Source organism: Sinosporangium siamense, assembly GCF_016863435.1.
Lineage (GTDB): Bacteria > Actinomycetota > Actinomycetes > Streptosporangiales > Streptosporangiaceae > Sinosporangium > Sinosporangium siamense.
Genome location: NZ_BOOW01000016.1, coordinates 80,072 through 97,789 on the forward strand (window position 1 = coordinate 80,072; position 17,718 = coordinate 97,789).

A 17,718-nucleotide genomic window follows, 5' to 3' on the forward strand; every position below is an offset into this window, starting at 1 on the left:
GCTAGCATGCGAAGCGGAAGATCCCCTGCGGGGGCAGCTCGCCGGAGATAGAGAATTGCGCCTATGAAGCCAGCCGTTCGTAAGCCTTACGCCGTCGGCGTCGCCCGCAGGCAGCAGATTCTCGACGCCGCACACGAGCTGTTCAGCATCCGCGGCTACCGGGGCGCGTCCATGCGCGACGTCGCCGCCCAGGTGGGCCTCAGCATGGCCGGACTACTTCACTACTTCCCGTCCAAGGAGGACCTCCTCCAAGGCGTGCTCAAACACCGCGATGACACCGACACCCCGTGGTTTGAGGAGAAGTGGGCGGAGACCGGCAACATTCGCGAGGCCCTGCACGCCTTGATCGCCCGCAACATGGCCCAGCCGGAAATCGTCCGCCTGTTCGTGACCCTCTCCGCCGAGGCCACCGACCCCGACCACCCCGCCCACGACTACTTCCAGCGGCGCTACCGCCACAGCCGCGAACTCTTCACCCGCGTCATCACCAAGGCCCAGGAACGCGGCGAACTCACGGCAGCGGCGGACGGACCCCTTCTGGTGGCCCTCTTCGACGGGCTGCAGATCCAGTGGCTCCTGGAACCCGGTTTCGACCTGGTCGCGCAGGTCGACCGGCATCTCGACACCATCACTCCATCCCCCTAGGGAGCATTGATGATCCACGCCCGCGACCTCGACCGCCTCACCCTCGAAGAACGCGCCTCGCTCACGACCGGCTCGGGCCTGTGGACCACCCGGGCGATCGAGCGGGCCGGCATTCCCGAGCTCCGGCTGACCGACGGGCCGCACGGTGTGCGCTGGGAGGAGATCCCCGCCACCTGCTTCCCGCCCGCCGTCGCGCTCGGCTCATCGTGGGACGCGGGCCTGCTCGTGCGGGTCGGCGCGGCGCTCGGTGCGGAGGCCGCGGCGTTCGGCGTCCACGTGCTCCTGGGGCCCGGCGTCAACATCAAACGTTCGCCTCTGTGCGGCAGGAACTTCGAATACCTCTCCGAAGACCCACACGTCAGCGGGGTCCTCGGCGCGGCGCTGATCGAGGGCGTCCAGTCGACCGGGGTGGCGGCCTCGCTCAAGCACTTCGCGGTCAACAACCAGGAGACCAACCGCATGCAGGTCAGCGCGGAGGTCGACGAACGCACCCTGCGGGAGATCTACCTCGCCGCCTTCGAGTACGCCGTCAAGACCGCGCGGCCCTGGACGGTCATGTGCTCCTATAACCGCATCAACGGTGAATACGCCTCGCAGAACCACTGGCTGCTCACCGAGGTACTCCGCGACGAATGGGGCTACGACGGGATGGTCGTGTCCGACTGGGGCGCCGTCGGCGACCGGGTGGCGGCGCTCCGCGCCGGACTCGACCTGGAGATGCCCGCCACCAGCGAGGCCGCCGCCGCCCTCGTCCCCGCCGCCGTGCGCGGCGGCGACCTCGCCGAGGCCGACGTCGACCGGTCGGCCCGGCGCGTGCTGCAGCTCGCCGACCGGGTCACGGCCAGACCGCCGGCTCAGCCGTACGACGACGACATGAAGGAGAGACACCACCGGCTGGCCCGCGAGGTGGCCGGGCAGTGCGCGGTGCTGCTGAAGAACGACGGCGTGCTGCCGCTCGCCCCCGCCGCCTCCCTGGCCGTCGTCGGCGAGCTCGCCCGCACGCCCCGCTATCAGGGCGCCGGCAGCTCCAAACTCGTGCCGACCCGCCTCGACGACGCCCTCACCGAGCTCCGCGCGGTGCACACCCCGCCGGTGCCCTTCGCCGCGGGCTACCGTCTCGACGGCGCCCCGGACCCCGCCCTCGTCGCCGAGGCCCGCGCCGCCGCCGAGGCCGCCGACGTCACCGTCGTCTTCCTCGGCCTGCCCGACGGCGAGGAGTCGGAAGGTTACGACCGCACCCACCTCGACCTGCCCGCCGCCCAGCTCGCCGCCTTCGCCGCGGTGGCCGAGACCGCCACCCGCGTGGTCGTCGTCCTGTCCGCCGGCGGCGTCGTCACCACCACCGCCTTTGACGACCGGGCCGGCGCGATCCTCGCGGGCTGGCTGCTCGGCCAGGCCGGCGGTGGAGCGGTCGCCGACGTGCTCACCGGCGCGGTCAATCCGTCCGGGCGGCTCACCGAGACGATCCCGCTGCGGCTTGAGGACACCCCGTCCTACCTCAACTTCCCCGGCGACCCCGACCATGTGAGGTACGGCGAAGGCGTGTTCGTCGGCTACCGCTACCACGACGCGGTGGACGGTCCCGTGGCCTACCCGTTCGGGCACGGTCTGTCCTACACCACGTTCGCCTACTCCGACCTGACCGTTGTGCGGCGGGACGACACCGTCGAGGTCAGTGCCGTCATCACCAACACCGGGACCCGGCAGGGCAGCGAGGTGCCCCAGGTTTATGTCTCGGCGCCCGCCGCCGACGTGCGCCGGCCCCTGCGCGAGCTACGGGCCTTCACCAAGGTCACCCTCGCGCCCGGCGAAAGCACCACGGTCGTCTTCAGCCTGGGATCCCGTGACTTTGCCTACTTCCACCCCACTCGTCGCACCTGGACCGTTGAGGAGGGCACGGCGCTGATCTTCGTTGGCGCGTCCTCCCGGGACCTTCGCCTGTCGGGCGAGGTGAAACTGGAGGGGAACGCGCCGGAATCGCGGCTCACGCCTGACTCCTCGCTGGCCGAGTGGATGGCCACTCCCGGCGGGCGGGCCGTTCTCTCCCGTGAGATGCAGCCTCCGGCCGGATCGGGGTTGCCGCCGTCCCGCTTTTTGTCCGACCACTACGTGAAGACGGTGGGGTCGGTTCCTTTGAGCCGCTTGGCCCGCATCCCCGGCGCCTACCTGGATCTCACGACCCTCGCCGCCCTGGCGGACGAGGCCAACGGCTGACTTTTTCGTACACCGCCCTTTAGTCCTCTGCTCTGCGGTAGGGCACTCTTCGGTACGGCACCGCCCGGGATTCCTTGCCCGAACCCCGGCGCGGTGCTGCGTCGTCGGAAAAGGAGCGTTGCAAATTAAGAAAACTTCATTGTCTCTTAAGTCTGAGGAAAGCCTAATCGCTCGTCTTTTCCCGCGGCGGCAGGGTCGCGGAGACCATCAGGGTGCCGGCGATGAGGACCACATTCTTGATGACGAACTCTCCTTCCACGGTGAGTAGAAGCGGGTTTCCACCCTGGAACGCCAGAGCCGGGTGGATGAGCAGAACCGAGAACGTGCCGACGAGGTGAAGAAGGAGCAGAGGTAGTATCGGCCTCAGCCAGCGCCCTGTGACAAGCGCGGCCGCGACCGCGATCTCGAACACGCCAAGCCCTGTGACCAGCAGCGTTTGTGGAAGAGGTATGAAGAACAGCGTGTCGGCGACCAGTTTGCTCACCGGGCTCACATTCGCCACCTTCAGCGCCCCGAACCACAGGAAGACCAGGGCGAGGGCCCCTCGCATAATGGCGGGGAAATGGCGCTGAATAACGGCCCCGGCATGGGACCTCACCTCGGCCAGACCGCCCGCCCTATGCTCCTTGTGCGGGGGCGAACTGTGCATCCTATGCATGGCTGTCTCCTCGGCTGGGGGGTTTGCCGGGGGTCAATATAGCTTGATCGAATCCACGCGACACGCTGCTCGACATGCCTTTCGTTGTGCATTTAAGAAAAGCAAATTCCGGCAGGTGTGTCGATGGTCATGCATGCAGACTGCATGCTAACGTGGAGGCGTGGGGACCATACAGATTCGAGATGTGCCCGACGGCACCGAGCGTGTCCTGAAGGCGCGGGCGGAGCGGGAAGGCAAGTCCTTGACCGCCTACGTCCGTGACCTTCTCAACGAGGAGGCGGCCAGTCCGACCTTGGACGAGGTGATGATCAGGATCGCGGGCGACGAGCCGGTGCCCTACGATCCAGACTTCGTGCGCGAGACCATGCGCGAGGGGCGCAGATGACCTTGGTCGTCGACGCCTCGATCGTCTTTCGGCTGCTGGCCAACGTCAAGGGAGACGATCTTCTGCGTCAGAGGCTGGCTCGCAAGGTGCACGCACCGGCCCTGATCGACGTCGAGATCGCCTCGGTGGTGCGCGGACATGTGATTACCGGCAAGCCCGAGGTGCGCATCTCCGAGACCCGGGCCGCAGTGATGCTGGAGCGCTACGCCCAGCTTAGGATCGTGCGCCATCCGATGCTGCCGTTGCAGCCCAGAGTGCTGGAGTCGCGGCACAACCTCAGCGCATACGACGGCATGTACGTCGCGCTTGCCGAGTTGCTGGGAATGCCGCTGCTCACCGACGACGCCAAGTTCGCCGGTGCGACCGGACATCGGGCGGAAATCCACCGTTACCCGCCTCCCATGCTCTAGGAGGTCACCCCCTGGACCTGGTCGCACGCGTGCTCTTGCAGCCGGGAGACCGGGTGGCGGTCGCTTCGCTGTCCGCGCTGCCAAGCACCGGCTGATGCCCGGGCACCGCCGCCACTTCGCGGCGGCGGTGCCGTACGCAGGTAAGGGGTGCCTGGCCCCCGATCACGTGCGGCCGGAGGCGGCCAGCATCTCCAGATAGTGCGGGTTGTACATGAGGCCGAGCACGTTGCCGAACGGGTCGAGCACGGAAGCCGTCACGAAACCCGCCTCCCGATGGACGATCGGCTGATAAACCGTCGCGCCCATCGACACCACCTTCGCCAGCGTCGCCTCGATGTCGTCGACATGCCAATACATGACGGCCCCGCCGGGCTCGGCCGACGATCCCTCGGGCGCCCAGCTCCGGTGGATCAAGCCAAGCTCGTGCTGATAGTCGCCGACGCGGAACTCCGCGTAGGCGGGCTCACCGTCCGGCCCCGGCCGTTCGAAGTACGGCTCGACGCCCAGCAGTTCGGTGTACCACCGCTTGGCCGCCTTCAGGTCGTCGGCCCAGAAGCTGATCGTGGTGAATCCTCGCAACATCGTGTTTCTCCCTGCTCGCTGGCTTGTGCCCTCACGTTAGGAGGCCTTGTGGAACGTGCGGTTCCTCAATGGCGCAGACTGGAGAAATGCTGGAAACCTCGGTGCGACTCCTGCGCCTGCTGTCCTTGCTCATGTCCCGGCGCGACTGGTCCGGCGCCGACCTGGCGGACCGGCTCGGCGTGACCACCAGGACCGTGCGCAACGACATCGAGCGGCTGCGCATTCTCGGCTATCAGGTGCACTCCAGCACCGGCACCGCGGGCGGATACCGGCTCACGGCGGGCTCGGCCCTGCCGCCGCTGCTGCTCGACGACGACGAGGCCGTCGCCGTCGCGCTTGGCCTGGCCGCCGCCGCGGCCGGCACCGTCGCCGGCATCCAGGAGCCCTCCGTACGAGCGCTGGCCAAACTGGAGATGACGCTGCCGGGAAGGCTGCGGCACCGCGTGGACGCGCTGCGGTCGGCCACCGTCTCCGCCGCCGGGGGCGGCCCGGTCGCCGACGCCGAGACCCTGACCGGCATCGCCGCCGCCGTACGCGACCACGAGCAGCTCCGCTTCGACTATCGCGGCCACGACGGCCGGACCGGCTCCCGCAAGGCCGAGCCGCACCGCCTGGTCTACACCGGACGGAGGTGGTATCTGATGGCCTTCGACGTCGACCGGCAGGACTGGCGCGTCTTCCGCGCCGACCGCATCCGCCTGCGCACTCCGAACGGCCCGCGCTTCACCCCCCGCGAGCCTCCCGAGGACGCCGCCACCCACGTCCTGCGCGGCGTCGGCTCACGCGCGTGGCAGCACCCCGTGCGCGTGCGGCTGCACGCTCCGGCCGAGACGATCGCCGCCCGCATCCCGTCCACCGCCGGCCTGCTCACCGCTCTCACCGACGACACTTGCATGCTGGAGACAGGCGGCGAGTCGTTCGACAACCTGGCCGCGTTCCTCGGCACACTCGGCGTCGGCTTCGCCGTACTCGACCCGCCGGAGTTCCGCACGTTCCTGGCATCGCTCGCCGACCGCTACCGGGAGGCGTCCGTCGAGTCGTAGGGGGATGGTGGGATCGGCGCTGCGGTCAATATAGTTAAGCGGTGGAACTACTTTCTGAGCGGACTCAGCCCACCGGCCGGGAGATCGCACGAATACTGGCCGGACTGATGCTCGCCCTGTTCATCTGCGTGATGAGCACCATGATCGTCACCAATGCGCTGCCGTCGATTGTGGCGAGCCTCGGGGGCAGTCAGTCGGAATACACCTGGCTGGTGGCGGCGTCGCTGCTGATGATGACGGTCAGCACGCCCATCTGGGGAAGATGCGCCGACCAGTTCAACAAGAAGACACTGGTGCGGTCGGCGTTAGGGCTCTTCCTGCTCGGCTCGATCGGGGCCGGACTGTCGCAGTCGATCTGGATGCTGATCTGCATGCGCGGCCTTCAAGGCATCGCGATGGGCGGCCTCATGGCGACCACCCAGGCGGTGATCGCCTCCATCGTGCCCCCGCGGCAGAGCGGCCGCTATTCGAGTTACATCAGCCTCGTCATGGTGGTCGCGACATTGTGCGGGCCCTTGGTCGGCGGCCTGATCGTGGACACCGACTGGCTGGGATGGCGCTGGTGCTTCTTCGTCGTCGTGCCCCCGGCCCTGGCCAGCCTCGCCGTACTCCAGCGCTATCTCCACCTTCCCGTGCACAGACGTGAAACCCGCGTCGACTACCTCGGCTCACTTCTCGTCGCCGTCACGGTGACGCTTCTCCTGCTGTGGGTGACATTCGCCGGCGAGGCATACGCATGGCTTTCCTGGCAGACGGCCGCCATCCTGACCGGCACCCTGCTCATGGGCGTCCTGACCGTCTATGTCGAACGCCGCCACCCCAACCCGATTCTCGCCCTCCCTGTCCTCCGCGACCGCACCACGGCATGGGCGAGCATCGGCAGTTTCGCCGTCGGGGTGGTGATGTTCAGCTCGATGGTGTTCCTCAGCCAATATTTTCAACTGGCCCGCGGATACAGCCCGACCGAAGCCGGCCTTCTCAGCATGCCCATGCTGATCGGCACCGCCGCCGCCACCTTGGCCGCAGGCCACCTGATCGCCAAATTCGGCCGCTGGAAGGCGATCCTCGTGGCCGGCTCCGCCGTTCTGGCCCTCGGCCTCGCCCTTATCGGCCGGCTCGACGACGCACCCGCCTGGACCGTTCCCGCCGCGGCGGTTCTCGTCGGCGTGGGAATCGGCGTGGTGATTCAGAACTACGTGCTCATCGCGCAAAACGCCGCCGACCCCACCCAGGTCGGTACGGCAGGAGCCACCGTGACCTTCTTCCGCTCCCTGGGCGGCGTGCTGGGCATGTCCGCCCTGGGAGCCATCGTCACCAGCGGCGTCGGGGCCCAGGCCGACCTGGACCTCGCCACATTAACGCCGGCACTCCGAGAGGCCGCGCAGGCGTCCTATGCCGACGCCCTCGGCCTGGTCTTCGTGGTGTCCGGTGCCGTGGCCGCGGTCAGCCTCGTAGCCGCGGTCGTCATCCGCGAAACCCCTCTGCGGACCACCGTTCACAGGGCGAAATCCTGACCGGCAGCTAAGAGCTCCCGGACGGCCCTTTGTCTTTCACCCCATAAAAGGCGAAGAGAGTGGCCCGCCGGGCACAGGTCCGCGGAGGAGAACACGGTTCGGTGGCTGCTGTCGACAGCCGATAGGGTGGCGTGATCAGGCAGTCGGCAGTGCCCGTTGGCCCCGGTCGCCCCACTAATCACGATCGTCTCGGCCACCACACCCGACTCGGAGGAGCCCCATGGACAAATATTCGGATACCGAGTTGCTCAACTCAATCCGCACGGTCATCCGCCTCGCCCGGATCGCCCAGCAGGCGTGCGAGGAGGCCGGGCTCACCATGGCGCAATACCGAGCCCTGACGAGCGCGGTGGCCGGGCGGCAGCGGGCCTACGAGCTGGCTCAGTACACCGCGGTCAGCAGGCCCGCGATCTCCGCGCTCACCTCCGGCATGGTGCGTGACGGGCTGATCGAGCGCAGTGGTCTTGCCTCGGACGGCAGGGGCGTGGTGTTCGACGTGACCGACCAGGGGCTTGAGATGCTGCGCAACGCGGAGCACCTCCTCATTGAGCGGTTCGAGCACGTGCTGGGCGACGCGACGTCGGCTCTTGAGGTGCTCGACTCCCTGGCGCTGGAAGACGCGCTCGACCAGCAGGCCGACAAGGACTTCGGTGTTCAGCGCCGCCCGAAGGGTTCGAAGAACGCGTCTTAGACGACTCAGGCGATCGCCCGGCGTTTACCTAAAGGCAGCACAGAGCTACCGTGCGGCACCGCCTCAGCTTTCGCGCAGTGTATGGAACGCCGCGATGGGCCGACAACGTGTATACGGCTTCATGAACGCGTGCTTAATAAGCCTCGCACACGGTTCGTACGGAGCGAAGTTTTTCACCTACCCTTCGTGAGGTTTGCCGAAGGCGCCACGTGGCGCAAGGCTGTCGCCGGTGGGCGACATATCCCAGGATATATATGTCTCTCGTCCGTGATGTGTCGAGAGAATATCCGCGGGGATTCTTCACATTACCGCCGCTGCGCTGAATCGAGTGCCCGAAGGACGGCCCGCAGGGGAATCGTGCCGGCCGACGATGGCTTCCACCAGCGGAAATGCGCTGATCGCGCAGCGGAAACACCCCGCCTGCGGACCGTAATAGAAGCCGCCCCACAACGGCTTCTATTCCGTCGTGATCGCTTTCCTGATTTCAGGGGTGGTCCTGCCGGATCGACTCTCCTAATGATGTCTCTCACACCCCAATACCCGCTGTCAATGTTGTCATCCGATCACATTCCGTGCATCCCGCTCCCCTGGCCCGATTAGACGCCGGATTACCACGTTCCACAAAAATTTGCTCGCATTCCGGGATTGCAACCCGAGAGATCGCCTGATTTCCTCACATATGCGTACGATCCGCCGATCGTCCATTCTTCACCCTTTAGATGGGGGTTGAACCCGTGAGTGCCGTGAGTTCTCTTCGACGTGCTCGGATGTTGATCCTGGCCATCGTGTCCGTGCAATTGGCGTCCTTCCTGTGGATCCCGCCCCCCGCTCCCGCCGCCGCCCAGTCACCCCCGGTGCCGCAGGCCGGCCCCGGCGCTGCCCCGGTCAACCGGCCGATGCCCAAGGAGATCCAGCCCGACAAAGCCCTCAGACCTAACCAACGTCCACCGGTAGTCCCACTTGGCGCCAAACCCATCGGCAAGCCCACCAAGGTCGCCGACGCCCAGTGGTCGAAGCTCACGAAACCCCGCAACTCCACCAACGCCTTCACGATCCTCGACCTGCGCTCCGGCTACATCCTCGGCGACACCTCCCTGGTCGCCTACTTCACCCCGGCCGCCGCGACCGACCCCACCTGGACCGGCGTCCGCGTGCGCCTCTACGCCGCCGGATCCCAAACGGAACAGGCGTCCACCCTCATCCAACGCGCCGACCTGCAACAGTCGTTCTGTGGGGGAGCGGGCGACTTCTGCCGTTCCTTTGGCGCCGCCGACGGCTGGACGCTCACCCTCGGCCAGCAATATTTCATCACCGTCGCCGCCGTCTACCCGGCGGGCAACGAGTTGGTCTCCGGCCCGTCCAACCATGCCGGGCCCCGCCGTACCCACATGCCGCCGCCCGTGCCGAACGAGCAGGCCGCCGGCTGCGGCTGCGGCAACGCGCTCGCCCTCACCGCCGCGCACCAGGCGACCCGCGGCCAGGGTGTGAACACCGGCACCGGCGCCTATGTGCGCACGGAACGGGACCTGGCGATGGCCTCCTTCGGCCCGCAGTTCGCCAGCATGCGCACCTACTCGTCCATGAACCGCGGCGCGAGCCCGATCGGCCCGGGTTGGGCCTGGTCATACGACATGCGCGTTACTCCGGTCGGCACTGGCGGCGACGTGCTCGTACGCGCCGAAGACGGTGCACAAGGGAAGTACACCCCCACGACCGCCAATAACTACCGCAGGCCCGCCGGAGCCCGGTCCACCCTGGTCAAAACCACCAACGGGTGGGAACTCAAGACCCCACGCCAGATCCGCTACGTCTTCGACGGCCAAGGCCGGCTCACCGCCGTACTCAACGCCCGTGACGTCGGGGTCCGCCTCGCCTACACCGCCCCCGAGATCACCATCACCGACGCCTCGGGACGTACGGCGAAAGCCCGCGTGGAAAACGGATTGATCCAGGAGATCCGCCTCCCCGACGGCCGCAACGTCAACTACCAGTACACCAACGGCATCCTGACCTCGGTCCTCGACGCCCGCGGATTCCGCTGGACCTACACCTACGGGGCGAACGGGCTGATCTCCACCGTCGTCAACCCCCACAACAAGACCGTCGTCACCAACGACTACACCCCGGCCGGACGCGTTGCCGCCCAGCGCGACGCCCTCGCCAAACAGACGAACTTCGCCTGGGACGCCACCAAGGAAGAAGCCGCCACAACCGACCCGGACGGGGTGACGATCTACGACGGTTACCGCGGCAACACCCTCGTCTACTCCCAGCGGTCCACCGGCGACAGCGACAACCACCGCTACGACGCCGACCTCAACCGCGACCTCGTCGTCAACGGCAACCAACATCAGCATGAGGCGACCTACGACAGCAGCGGCAACCGTACCTCGTCCATCGCCCCACGCTCGCTGAACTTCTCCGAAAACACCACCTTCGACGCGCGAAACAACCCGACCCAGCACACCGACGCCATGGGACGGGTATGGCGAGACACCTACAACCAGTACAACGAGCTCGTCCGTAGTGTCGATCCCGAGAACCACGAGATCAACCACACCTACGACAACCGCGGCTTACTCCAGTCCACCACCGACCAACGCGGCAAAGTCTGGCGTTACGAGTACATCCCCGCGGGCAGCCTCAACGCGGGCCTCCTCAAAGCCACCGTTTCCCCCACAGGCCGCCGCAGCGAAATCGACCACGACGCCACCGGCCGCGCCGTCGCCACCGTCGACCCGCGTGGCACCGTGGCCGGTGCCAACCGTGGGGAGTTCACCACCGTCTACACCTATGACGCCCAGGACCGTACGGTTCGCACCCTCGAACCCGGCAAGATCGGCGCCTGGCGCAACGGCTACGACGAGACCGGCCGCCTCGTGCGGCAGCAAACGCCCACCGACGCCACAACCGACTACTTCTACCTCGACAACGGCCTGCTGGAGAGCGTTAAAGAGCCTCGCCGCACCATGAGGTACAAGTACACCGACGCAGGCCGCAAGACCGAGGACGCGGCGATCCTCCGCACCCGCGACCCGATCAGGACCACCTACACCTACAACGGCAAAGGCCTCCTGAAGACCGTCACCACCCCACGTGGCAACGAGGGCCCCACACCCAACCCGGCCTACACCACTACCTACTTCTACGACGCCAACGACAACCCCATCCGGATGCGGCGACCGTATCCCCTGCCGGGGGGCGCCGTCGGCTACACCGACCGCGACATCAAGGTCGACGCCCTCGACCGCACCACCGGCCGCACCGACGAACTCGGCAAACACTCCGGTTTCCAGCGCGACAACAACGGTCAGATCACTGCGACCACCGACACACTCAATCGCACCACCACGATGACCTACGACCGCAGTGGAAGGCAGACCGAGCTTAAGAACCCGGCGAACGGCATCACCAAGACCGAATACGACGCCGCCGGCAACAAGGTCAAGGAAACCGACCCCGAGGGCGGAATCACCACCTACACCTACGACGACGACGGCCTCCTGACCAGCGTCATCGAACCGCGCGGCAACGTCGCCGGAGCCAACCCCGCCGACTTCACCACTCGCTACGAGTACGACCAGGCGGGCAACCAGACCAAAACCATCGACCCCCTGGGCAACACCTCCAGCGCGGCATTCGACGCGAGCAACCGCGTCCGCTCCCAAACCGATGCCAAAGGCCGCACCACCCACTACACCTACCGTGAGGACAACCTTCCGGTCACCGTCCACACCCCCGACACGCCCTACAACCCCAACGACCCTCAGGCCCGCTCAACCGTCTACGCCTACTCGACCGACGGCCTCGTCGAATCCGTCCGCGACCCCGCCGGCCGCTATACCCGCATGGCGTACGACGACATCGGCCGCCTGACGACACGGACCGACCCACTTGGCCGCTACGTCGAGGTCACCTACGACGCCGAAAGCAACCCACTCACCGCCATCACCATCAAGGCCAACGAATGGGTCAGCCCTGCCGACCGGGAACGCCGCACCATCGTCAACACCTACGACATCCTGGGCCGCCGCACCAAGACCAACCTCGGCTCGACCGGCCCCCAATACCGCTGGGAATACGACGCTAAAGACCGCACCATCGCATATGTCGACCCGACCGGCGTGCGCGACGTCGCCTACGACGACGAAGACCAGATCACCCGTGTCACCCGCCGCACCACCGGCCAATCCGACGAAACCTTCACCTACGCCTACGACAACCGCGGCAACATCACCTCTCGCCACTATCCCGACGGCACACAGGTAACCTCCGCCTACGACGCGGCAGGCCGCCAAAACGAACACACCGTCACAGGCGGCGTCGCCGGCGGCCCCAGCACGTGGCGATTCGGCTACGACCCCGGCGGTCGCCGTACCACCACAACCCTGCCATCCGCGACAGGCCTCACCGAACGCCGCGACTACGACAAAGCCGGCCGCCTTACCTCCATTAAAACGGCGGCGGGTACGGCAGCGCCCGTCTCGGCCTTCGACCTGACGCTCGACCAGGTAGGCAACCCCACCAAGTCCATCACCACCCGGGGCAGCCTCACTGAAACCGTGTCGTACGCCTACGACGACATCGACCGCGTCACCTCGGCCTGCTATTCCGCCACCACCTGCGCTGCGGGCACGACCACGGCCGGCCGCATCGACTACGCCTACGACCTGGTCGGCAACCGCACCAGCCAGACCCGCACCGGCAGCGTCGGCGCCGACACCACCACCTACACCTACGACGACGCCGACCAGCTCACCCGCGAAAGTGTCACCCGTCCCGGCAGCACGGTGGTCCGCGACTTCGAATACGACGTCAACGGCAACCAGACCCGCGCCGGCGCCGACAACTTCACCTACAACCTGGACAACAGCCTCGCCACCGCCACCGTCGACGGCCGCAATGCGTCCTTCACCTACGACGCCACCGGCCTCCGCCTCTCCGCCGCCGGCACCACCGGCACCCAGCGGTGGAGCTGGGACGTCAACGGCACACTCCCGCAAATCGCCCTGGACACCACGGTCAACGCCAACGGCACCGTGCTCGAAAAGCAGGGCTATGTCCACGGCCCCGAAGACGAACCCCTGGCCCTCCTGAAGAACGCCACCCACGCCTACACCCACGACTGGCTAGGCGGCGTGGCCAACATGCTCTCCCCGACCGGCCAGGTCGAGGCGGGCTACGACTACGACCCCTTCGGCAACCCCCGCACCGGCCCCACCCTGCCACTCACCACCCAAGCAGCCGAAACCCCACCCGAAAAGTCCACCGAAAAATCAACATCCACCGCCAGCGGCACCATAGAAGGCCCCAAAACCGCCGCAGTCCCCAACAACCCGATGCGGTACGCCGGAGGCTACCAAGACAACACCACCGGAAACGGCAACTACTACCTCCGCGAACGCAACTACAACCCCGGCACGGGCCGCTTCACCTCGACCGACCCCATGCCGACCGGCCCCTCCAAGACCAGCGCTTACACCTACGCCTCCAACAACCCCCTGGTCTACACCGACCCCACCGGCATGACCCCCGCCGTGGGCGCCACCAAAGCAGGCGCAGGCAACCAGCCCGCCGGCCCCACCCCCGAGGACGTCGCCAAGGCCCACCAGATCCAGTCCAAGGGCGTCATCGACGTCATCCTGGAAGCCGGCGGCCAAATCCTCACCGAGATCCTCGGCGTCAACGACATCATCAAATGCCTCAGCGGCGACCTCGGCGCCTGCGTCTGGGTAATCGTCGACGCCATCCCCTGGTCCAAGATCTTCCAAGCCAAGAAGATCGTCGAAGCCATCTGGCGAGCCGGCCGAGCCGTCCTCACCTTCTTCCAAGAACTCAAATGGGCCAAAGCCATCCTCGCCGGCGCCCAACGCGCCGCCGAAACCGCCAAAGCCGCCGCGGCAAAGGCCGCCAAAGCCGCAGCCGACAAGGCCGCCGCCACCAAGGCGGCAGCCGAAGCCCACGCCAAAAAGGTCGCCGCCCAGGCGGCCGAACGAACCAAGGCGGCATCAGCTAAGGCGAAAGCCAAAACAAGGCCAAAACCCAAGTCCACTCCGAACGGCACGAACTGCCCGATCCGCAGCAGCTTCGTCCCCGGCACCCTGGTCTTGATGGCCGACGGCACCAAGAAGCCCATCGAGGACATCGACCTCGGCGACAAGGTCACCGCGACTGACCCCGCAACCGGCAAGAGCGAGGCCAAGAACGTCATCGCTCTGATGGGCAGTGGAGGTGATAAAACCCTCATCGAGATCTCGGTCACGAAGGAAGGCGTCCGAGGGCCTCCGAGCCACGCTGACAAACTGATCGCGACCGACAACCACCCGTTCTGGGTTCCTAGCCTCCGTGCATGGGTTCCGGCTTCCCAACTCGAACCCGGGATGCTACTGAGGACTTCTGCCGGCACCTATGTACAGGTCGCCACAGTAAAGACTCGTACAGCCAAACAGAATGTACACAATCTCACGGTCGCCGACCTCCACACGTACTATGCACTGGCAGGCGACACACCAGTCCTTGTTCACAACTGTGGCGACGGGGCGATCTCCAATAGCAAGCCGGATGCTCTGACGTTTGAACAGATGGCGGCTGACTTCGAGGGAGTGTCTGCGATGGCGGCCGGTTCCGCCGAGTTCAAACGGGCAGTCGAGGGCGGGGGCGAGTATCTCTGGACAGTAGGGGAGCAAGGAAATCTGAATATTGTACGCAAGCTGGGTGGAATCCATCACACGATAGCCAGCGGTGGATCACCGGTTGTTGGTGCTGGACAGATCACATTCAAGGATGGCAAGGTCACGTCGTTCGATAACTTTACGGGGCACTACACGCCGCCGTGCGCACAGTGTGCGGCTTCGTTCATCCAGAATGGAGTCGATGCCTTCGCTCTGGCTGGCACCAGGATACCGCTGGCAGTAATCAAGGACTATGGTGGGAGGGCGCCGTGAATGTGGATAGATACTGATCTCCGTGAAATTCGTAGCGTTCCCATCGAGCAGATCGCAGGTTGGGTGGCGCGTCGTTTCCCTGATGGCACCTCGCCTCAATGGTGGCTGGCGGTCTTTGAGTCTCTCGAGGTCGACGTCCTGCCCTTCCGTGACGCGACTTCGAGCCGGCGTGCACGGGACTTCAAAGTCGGCGCAGAGGTCATCGGTCTAGCTGTCAGGCTCGAGGGAGTTCGGCCCGCGGTCGGGGCCTACTGGATGCTCAGGCTTGCGACCGTCGCTCGGCGGTTCGAACCGCCGGTTTTCGACCTTCCGGAAATCCTTCTGCCTGATGGAGCTGCCAAATGGGCGCTGGGGAAGATTCCTCTCACACGTGAGCGCGCAATCGAAGAATCGGAGGTTCAGAGAGTCTGGTATCTCAATGCCGATGAGAGCTATTACGCTCCTGTCGGCGGTGAGGTGATCCTGACAGGCGAGCCAAAATTCGAGGCACTGCAAGATGTTGAGATGATCCTTTCGGCTCTCCATCGGATATCTGCTTACATCGAGGATGAAGAGATCGATCGCGAGATTCACGCCTGGCTGGAAATCCGAGATCGGCTGTAGTGATCAGGTGAACTTCGCAAGTATAGGGCCTGTTCTCCAGATTGGAGCGCAGCCTTTGAATGCACGAGGAATCGCCGCCGACTACCTGCCGGCGGCGTTTTCTTGGCCTGACGGCAACGTCAGCGGACTAGTGTACATGGGTTGGGTGGACGGACCGTACGCTGAAAAGTTTGGAGACAGGCTTCGACGTATGCTTTCCGATGCATCCGCCAAGGAGGCCGAAAACGATGTCCGCGACAGGTGACGGGGACCCGTTCGTCGGTTTCGGGACCGACGTGGCGCGCATCCGTCAGAGGTCGGCTGAGTTGGTGCAAGCCTCCTTCATGCCTGCCAGGACTTGCATGCCGTTGTTGGATTCGAGGTGATTTTGGGATAGCGCCTGAGCTGAGGAACCTGATTCTCGAATGGTGGTGGTGCCGGGAAGTCAGGCAAGTATCACACCGGAAGAATTCCTTTATTGTCTTAGGAAGAATGACGGCGTAGAACTTGGGGTCGGGCTGCTACGCGGAGCCATGGCAGCCAAAGATGCGGACATATTCGCTCCAGCGGAACCGGATGAGGCAGTGACGGTGGCTGAACAGAGAGAGTCCGTGAGGGCCTATTTTAGGTCCATCGGATACGACTTAAAATCGCTCTAGCTGCCTTTGCGGGACATGGGCTAGCGGTGTTGAATGGGGCATGGAAGCCCTTTAGATATGGAGTAACAAGCGGATAACTGGTGGTGGGTTCGCCCGGTGGGGGCTGCTGAAGGGGGCGGCCCGCACCGGGGGCCCGTTGAAGGAAGAGGGATCGGGGTGGACTGGATCAAAACTGCCGGGTCCGCATGGGGGCGGCCGGGGTTGAGTGAGTTCGATCGGCGTCAATTGCTGTATCTCGACGCGGTGCGGCGGGGTGCTGTAGACGTTGCGGATCGGCTTGCCGGTTTGGATCTGGGCGCTCCGCCTTGGCGGGTGGAGTGGGCGAGCGGCGTCGATCTCGATCCGAGGCTGCTTTTGAAGCTGCATGTCGGGTCTGTGGAAGCGGTGGCGTGGGGAGTGGTGAGGGGCAGACCGCTGATGGCCACCTGTATTCGCGAGGATGGCGAAAGAGGGAACGAACCGAGTTGTCGGTTGCAGATATGGGATGTGATGTCCGGCCGGCTGCGCGAGCTGCCGTGCTTCGAGCACGCGCAGGCTCTCTCGTTCGCGATGACGACCGAAGACCCAATCCTCGTCTCCGGGCACGACAGCGGGCATCTGCGGATCTGGGATGTAGCAGATGGGGCACTGCGTCAGACGGTGAGCACAGGTGACGGACCTGTGGAGGACATATACGTTGCCGAGTCCGGTGACCAAACGCGAGTGTGGGCTCGGAGCTCGGGGAGTCAGGTCCGATGTTGGTCGCTCAAATCCGGAAAACCATTGGGTGTGTTGGACACGCCTCAGCCGAACTCTATGTGTGGAAGCCGCTTGGTCGACGGGCGCTCTGTCCTGCTGACCGTCGGCGAGAGCCTGGCCCTGTGGGATCTAGACGATGGGGCCCGACTGGATCTACAGGCCCCTCCTGAACTGGGAACGGTGAGGAGAACTGTGCTGTCTACCCACGACCGTGACTACGTCACGGTCGTGGGGGAGTACGGCTCGATTCTCACGTTTGACCTTGCTACCGGGGCACAAATGGGACCGCCCATCACCGACCATGCAAATGCGTTGTCGAACAGGCTGATGCACATGGTGCATCTTCCGCGCCCCTATCCGAGATTGGCGGTGGTCTCAGGGACCCTGGCGGTACCCACCCAGTGGCGAGTCACCACGGTTGCAGGTGAATGCGAAGGCCTGGTCCATGCGATATCGGAGGCAGGCGAAAGGCTGGCAGTAATCAAGGACTACGGTGGGAGGGCGTCGTGAATGTGGATAGATTCTGATCTCCGTGAAATTCGTAGCGTTCCCGTCGAGCAGATCGCAGGTTGGGTGGCGCGTCGTTTCCCTGATGGCACCTCGCCTCAGAGGGCATCCGAAAAGCGAAGTTGACGATTGATCGTCGGTTATGG

General features: G+C 65.5%; 12 protein-coding genes. 10 read left to right on the forward strand and 2 right to left on the reverse strand.

Annotated features, from left to right (window positions below):
* Positions 1–63: 63 nt before the first annotated feature.
* The gene (locus tag Ssi02_RS13170; RefSeq protein ID WP_204025308.1) at positions 64–645 is read left to right on the forward strand and encodes a TetR/AcrR family transcriptional regulator; all 582 of its coding nucleotides are present in this window, start codon (positions 64–66) and stop codon (positions 643–645) included.
* A 9-nt stretch (positions 646–654) separates the two neighbouring features.
* A complete protein-coding gene (locus Ssi02_RS13175) occupies positions 655–2,859 on the forward strand; it encodes a glycoside hydrolase family 3 C-terminal domain-containing protein (RefSeq protein ID WP_204025310.1) in 2,205 nt (734 codons plus the stop codon).
* Between the two features lie 163 nt (positions 2,860–3,022).
* On the opposite strand, the gene Ssi02_RS13180 is transcribed toward Ssi02_RS13175, so the two are convergent.
* Positions 3,023–3,343 (reverse strand): hypothetical protein, encoded by a 321-nt coding sequence (locus tag Ssi02_RS13180; protein ID WP_204025311.1) that lies wholly within the window; start codon positions 3,341–3,343, stop codon positions 3,023–3,025.
* 334 nt (positions 3,344–3,677) lie between these two features.
* Here Ssi02_RS13180 and Ssi02_RS13185 point away from each other — a divergent pair, with 334 nt between their 5' ends.
* Together Ssi02_RS13185 and Ssi02_RS13190 are read left to right on the forward strand one after the other, a co-directional pair.
* Positions 3,678–3,902, forward strand: coding sequence for a FitA-like ribbon-helix-helix domain-containing protein (locus tag Ssi02_RS13185; protein WP_239128873.1), 225 nt, complete (start codon positions 3,678–3,680; stop codon positions 3,900–3,902).
* On the forward strand, positions 3,899–4,312 hold the full coding sequence (locus Ssi02_RS13190; protein ID WP_204025312.1) for a type II toxin-antitoxin system VapC family toxin: 414 nt from the start codon (positions 3,899–3,901) through the stop codon (positions 4,310–4,312). Before Ssi02_RS13185 ends, Ssi02_RS13190 begins: the two co-directional genes overlap by 4 nt.
* A gap of 162 nt (positions 4,313–4,474) precedes the next feature.
* On the opposite strand, the gene Ssi02_RS13195 is transcribed toward Ssi02_RS13190, so the two are convergent.
* On the reverse strand, positions 4,475–4,894 hold the full coding sequence (locus Ssi02_RS13195) for a VOC family protein (RefSeq protein WP_204025313.1): 420 nt from the start codon (positions 4,892–4,894) through the stop codon (positions 4,475–4,477).
* A gap of 86 nt (positions 4,895–4,980) precedes the next feature.
* Here Ssi02_RS13195 and Ssi02_RS13200 point away from each other — a divergent pair, with 86 nt between their 5' ends.
* From Ssi02_RS13200 to Ssi02_RS13225, 6 genes are all read left to right on the forward strand, one after another.
* Positions 4,981–5,937, forward strand: coding sequence for a helix-turn-helix transcriptional regulator (locus Ssi02_RS13200; RefSeq protein WP_204025355.1), 957 nt, complete (start codon positions 4,981–4,983; stop codon positions 5,935–5,937).
* A gap of 41 nt (positions 5,938–5,978) precedes the next feature.
* Positions 5,979–7,451 (forward strand): MFS transporter, encoded by a 1,473-nt coding sequence (locus Ssi02_RS13205; RefSeq protein ID WP_204025314.1) that lies wholly within the window; start codon positions 5,979–5,981, stop codon positions 7,449–7,451.
* 220 nt (positions 7,452–7,671) lie between these two features.
* Positions 7,672–8,142, forward strand: a complete 471-nt coding sequence (locus Ssi02_RS13210) for a MarR family winged helix-turn-helix transcriptional regulator (RefSeq protein WP_204025315.1) — start codon at positions 7,672–7,674, stop codon at positions 8,140–8,142.
* Between the two features lie 767 nt (positions 8,143–8,909).
* Complete coding sequence (locus Ssi02_RS39280) at positions 8,910–15,086, forward strand: RHS repeat-associated core domain-containing protein (RefSeq protein ID WP_204025316.1); 6,177 nt, start codon at positions 8,910–8,912, stop codon at positions 15,084–15,086.
* A complete protein-coding gene (locus tag Ssi02_RS13220; protein ID WP_204025318.1) occupies positions 15,087–15,689 on the forward strand; it encodes a hypothetical protein in 603 nt (200 codons plus the stop codon).
* Positions 15,690–16,483: 794 nt separating this feature from the next.
* Positions 16,484–17,575: a WD40 repeat domain-containing protein gene (locus Ssi02_RS13225; RefSeq protein ID WP_204025320.1), complete on the forward strand. Its 1,092-nt coding sequence runs from the start codon at positions 16,484–16,486 to the stop codon at positions 17,573–17,575.
* Positions 17,576–17,718: the final 143 nt, after the last annotated feature.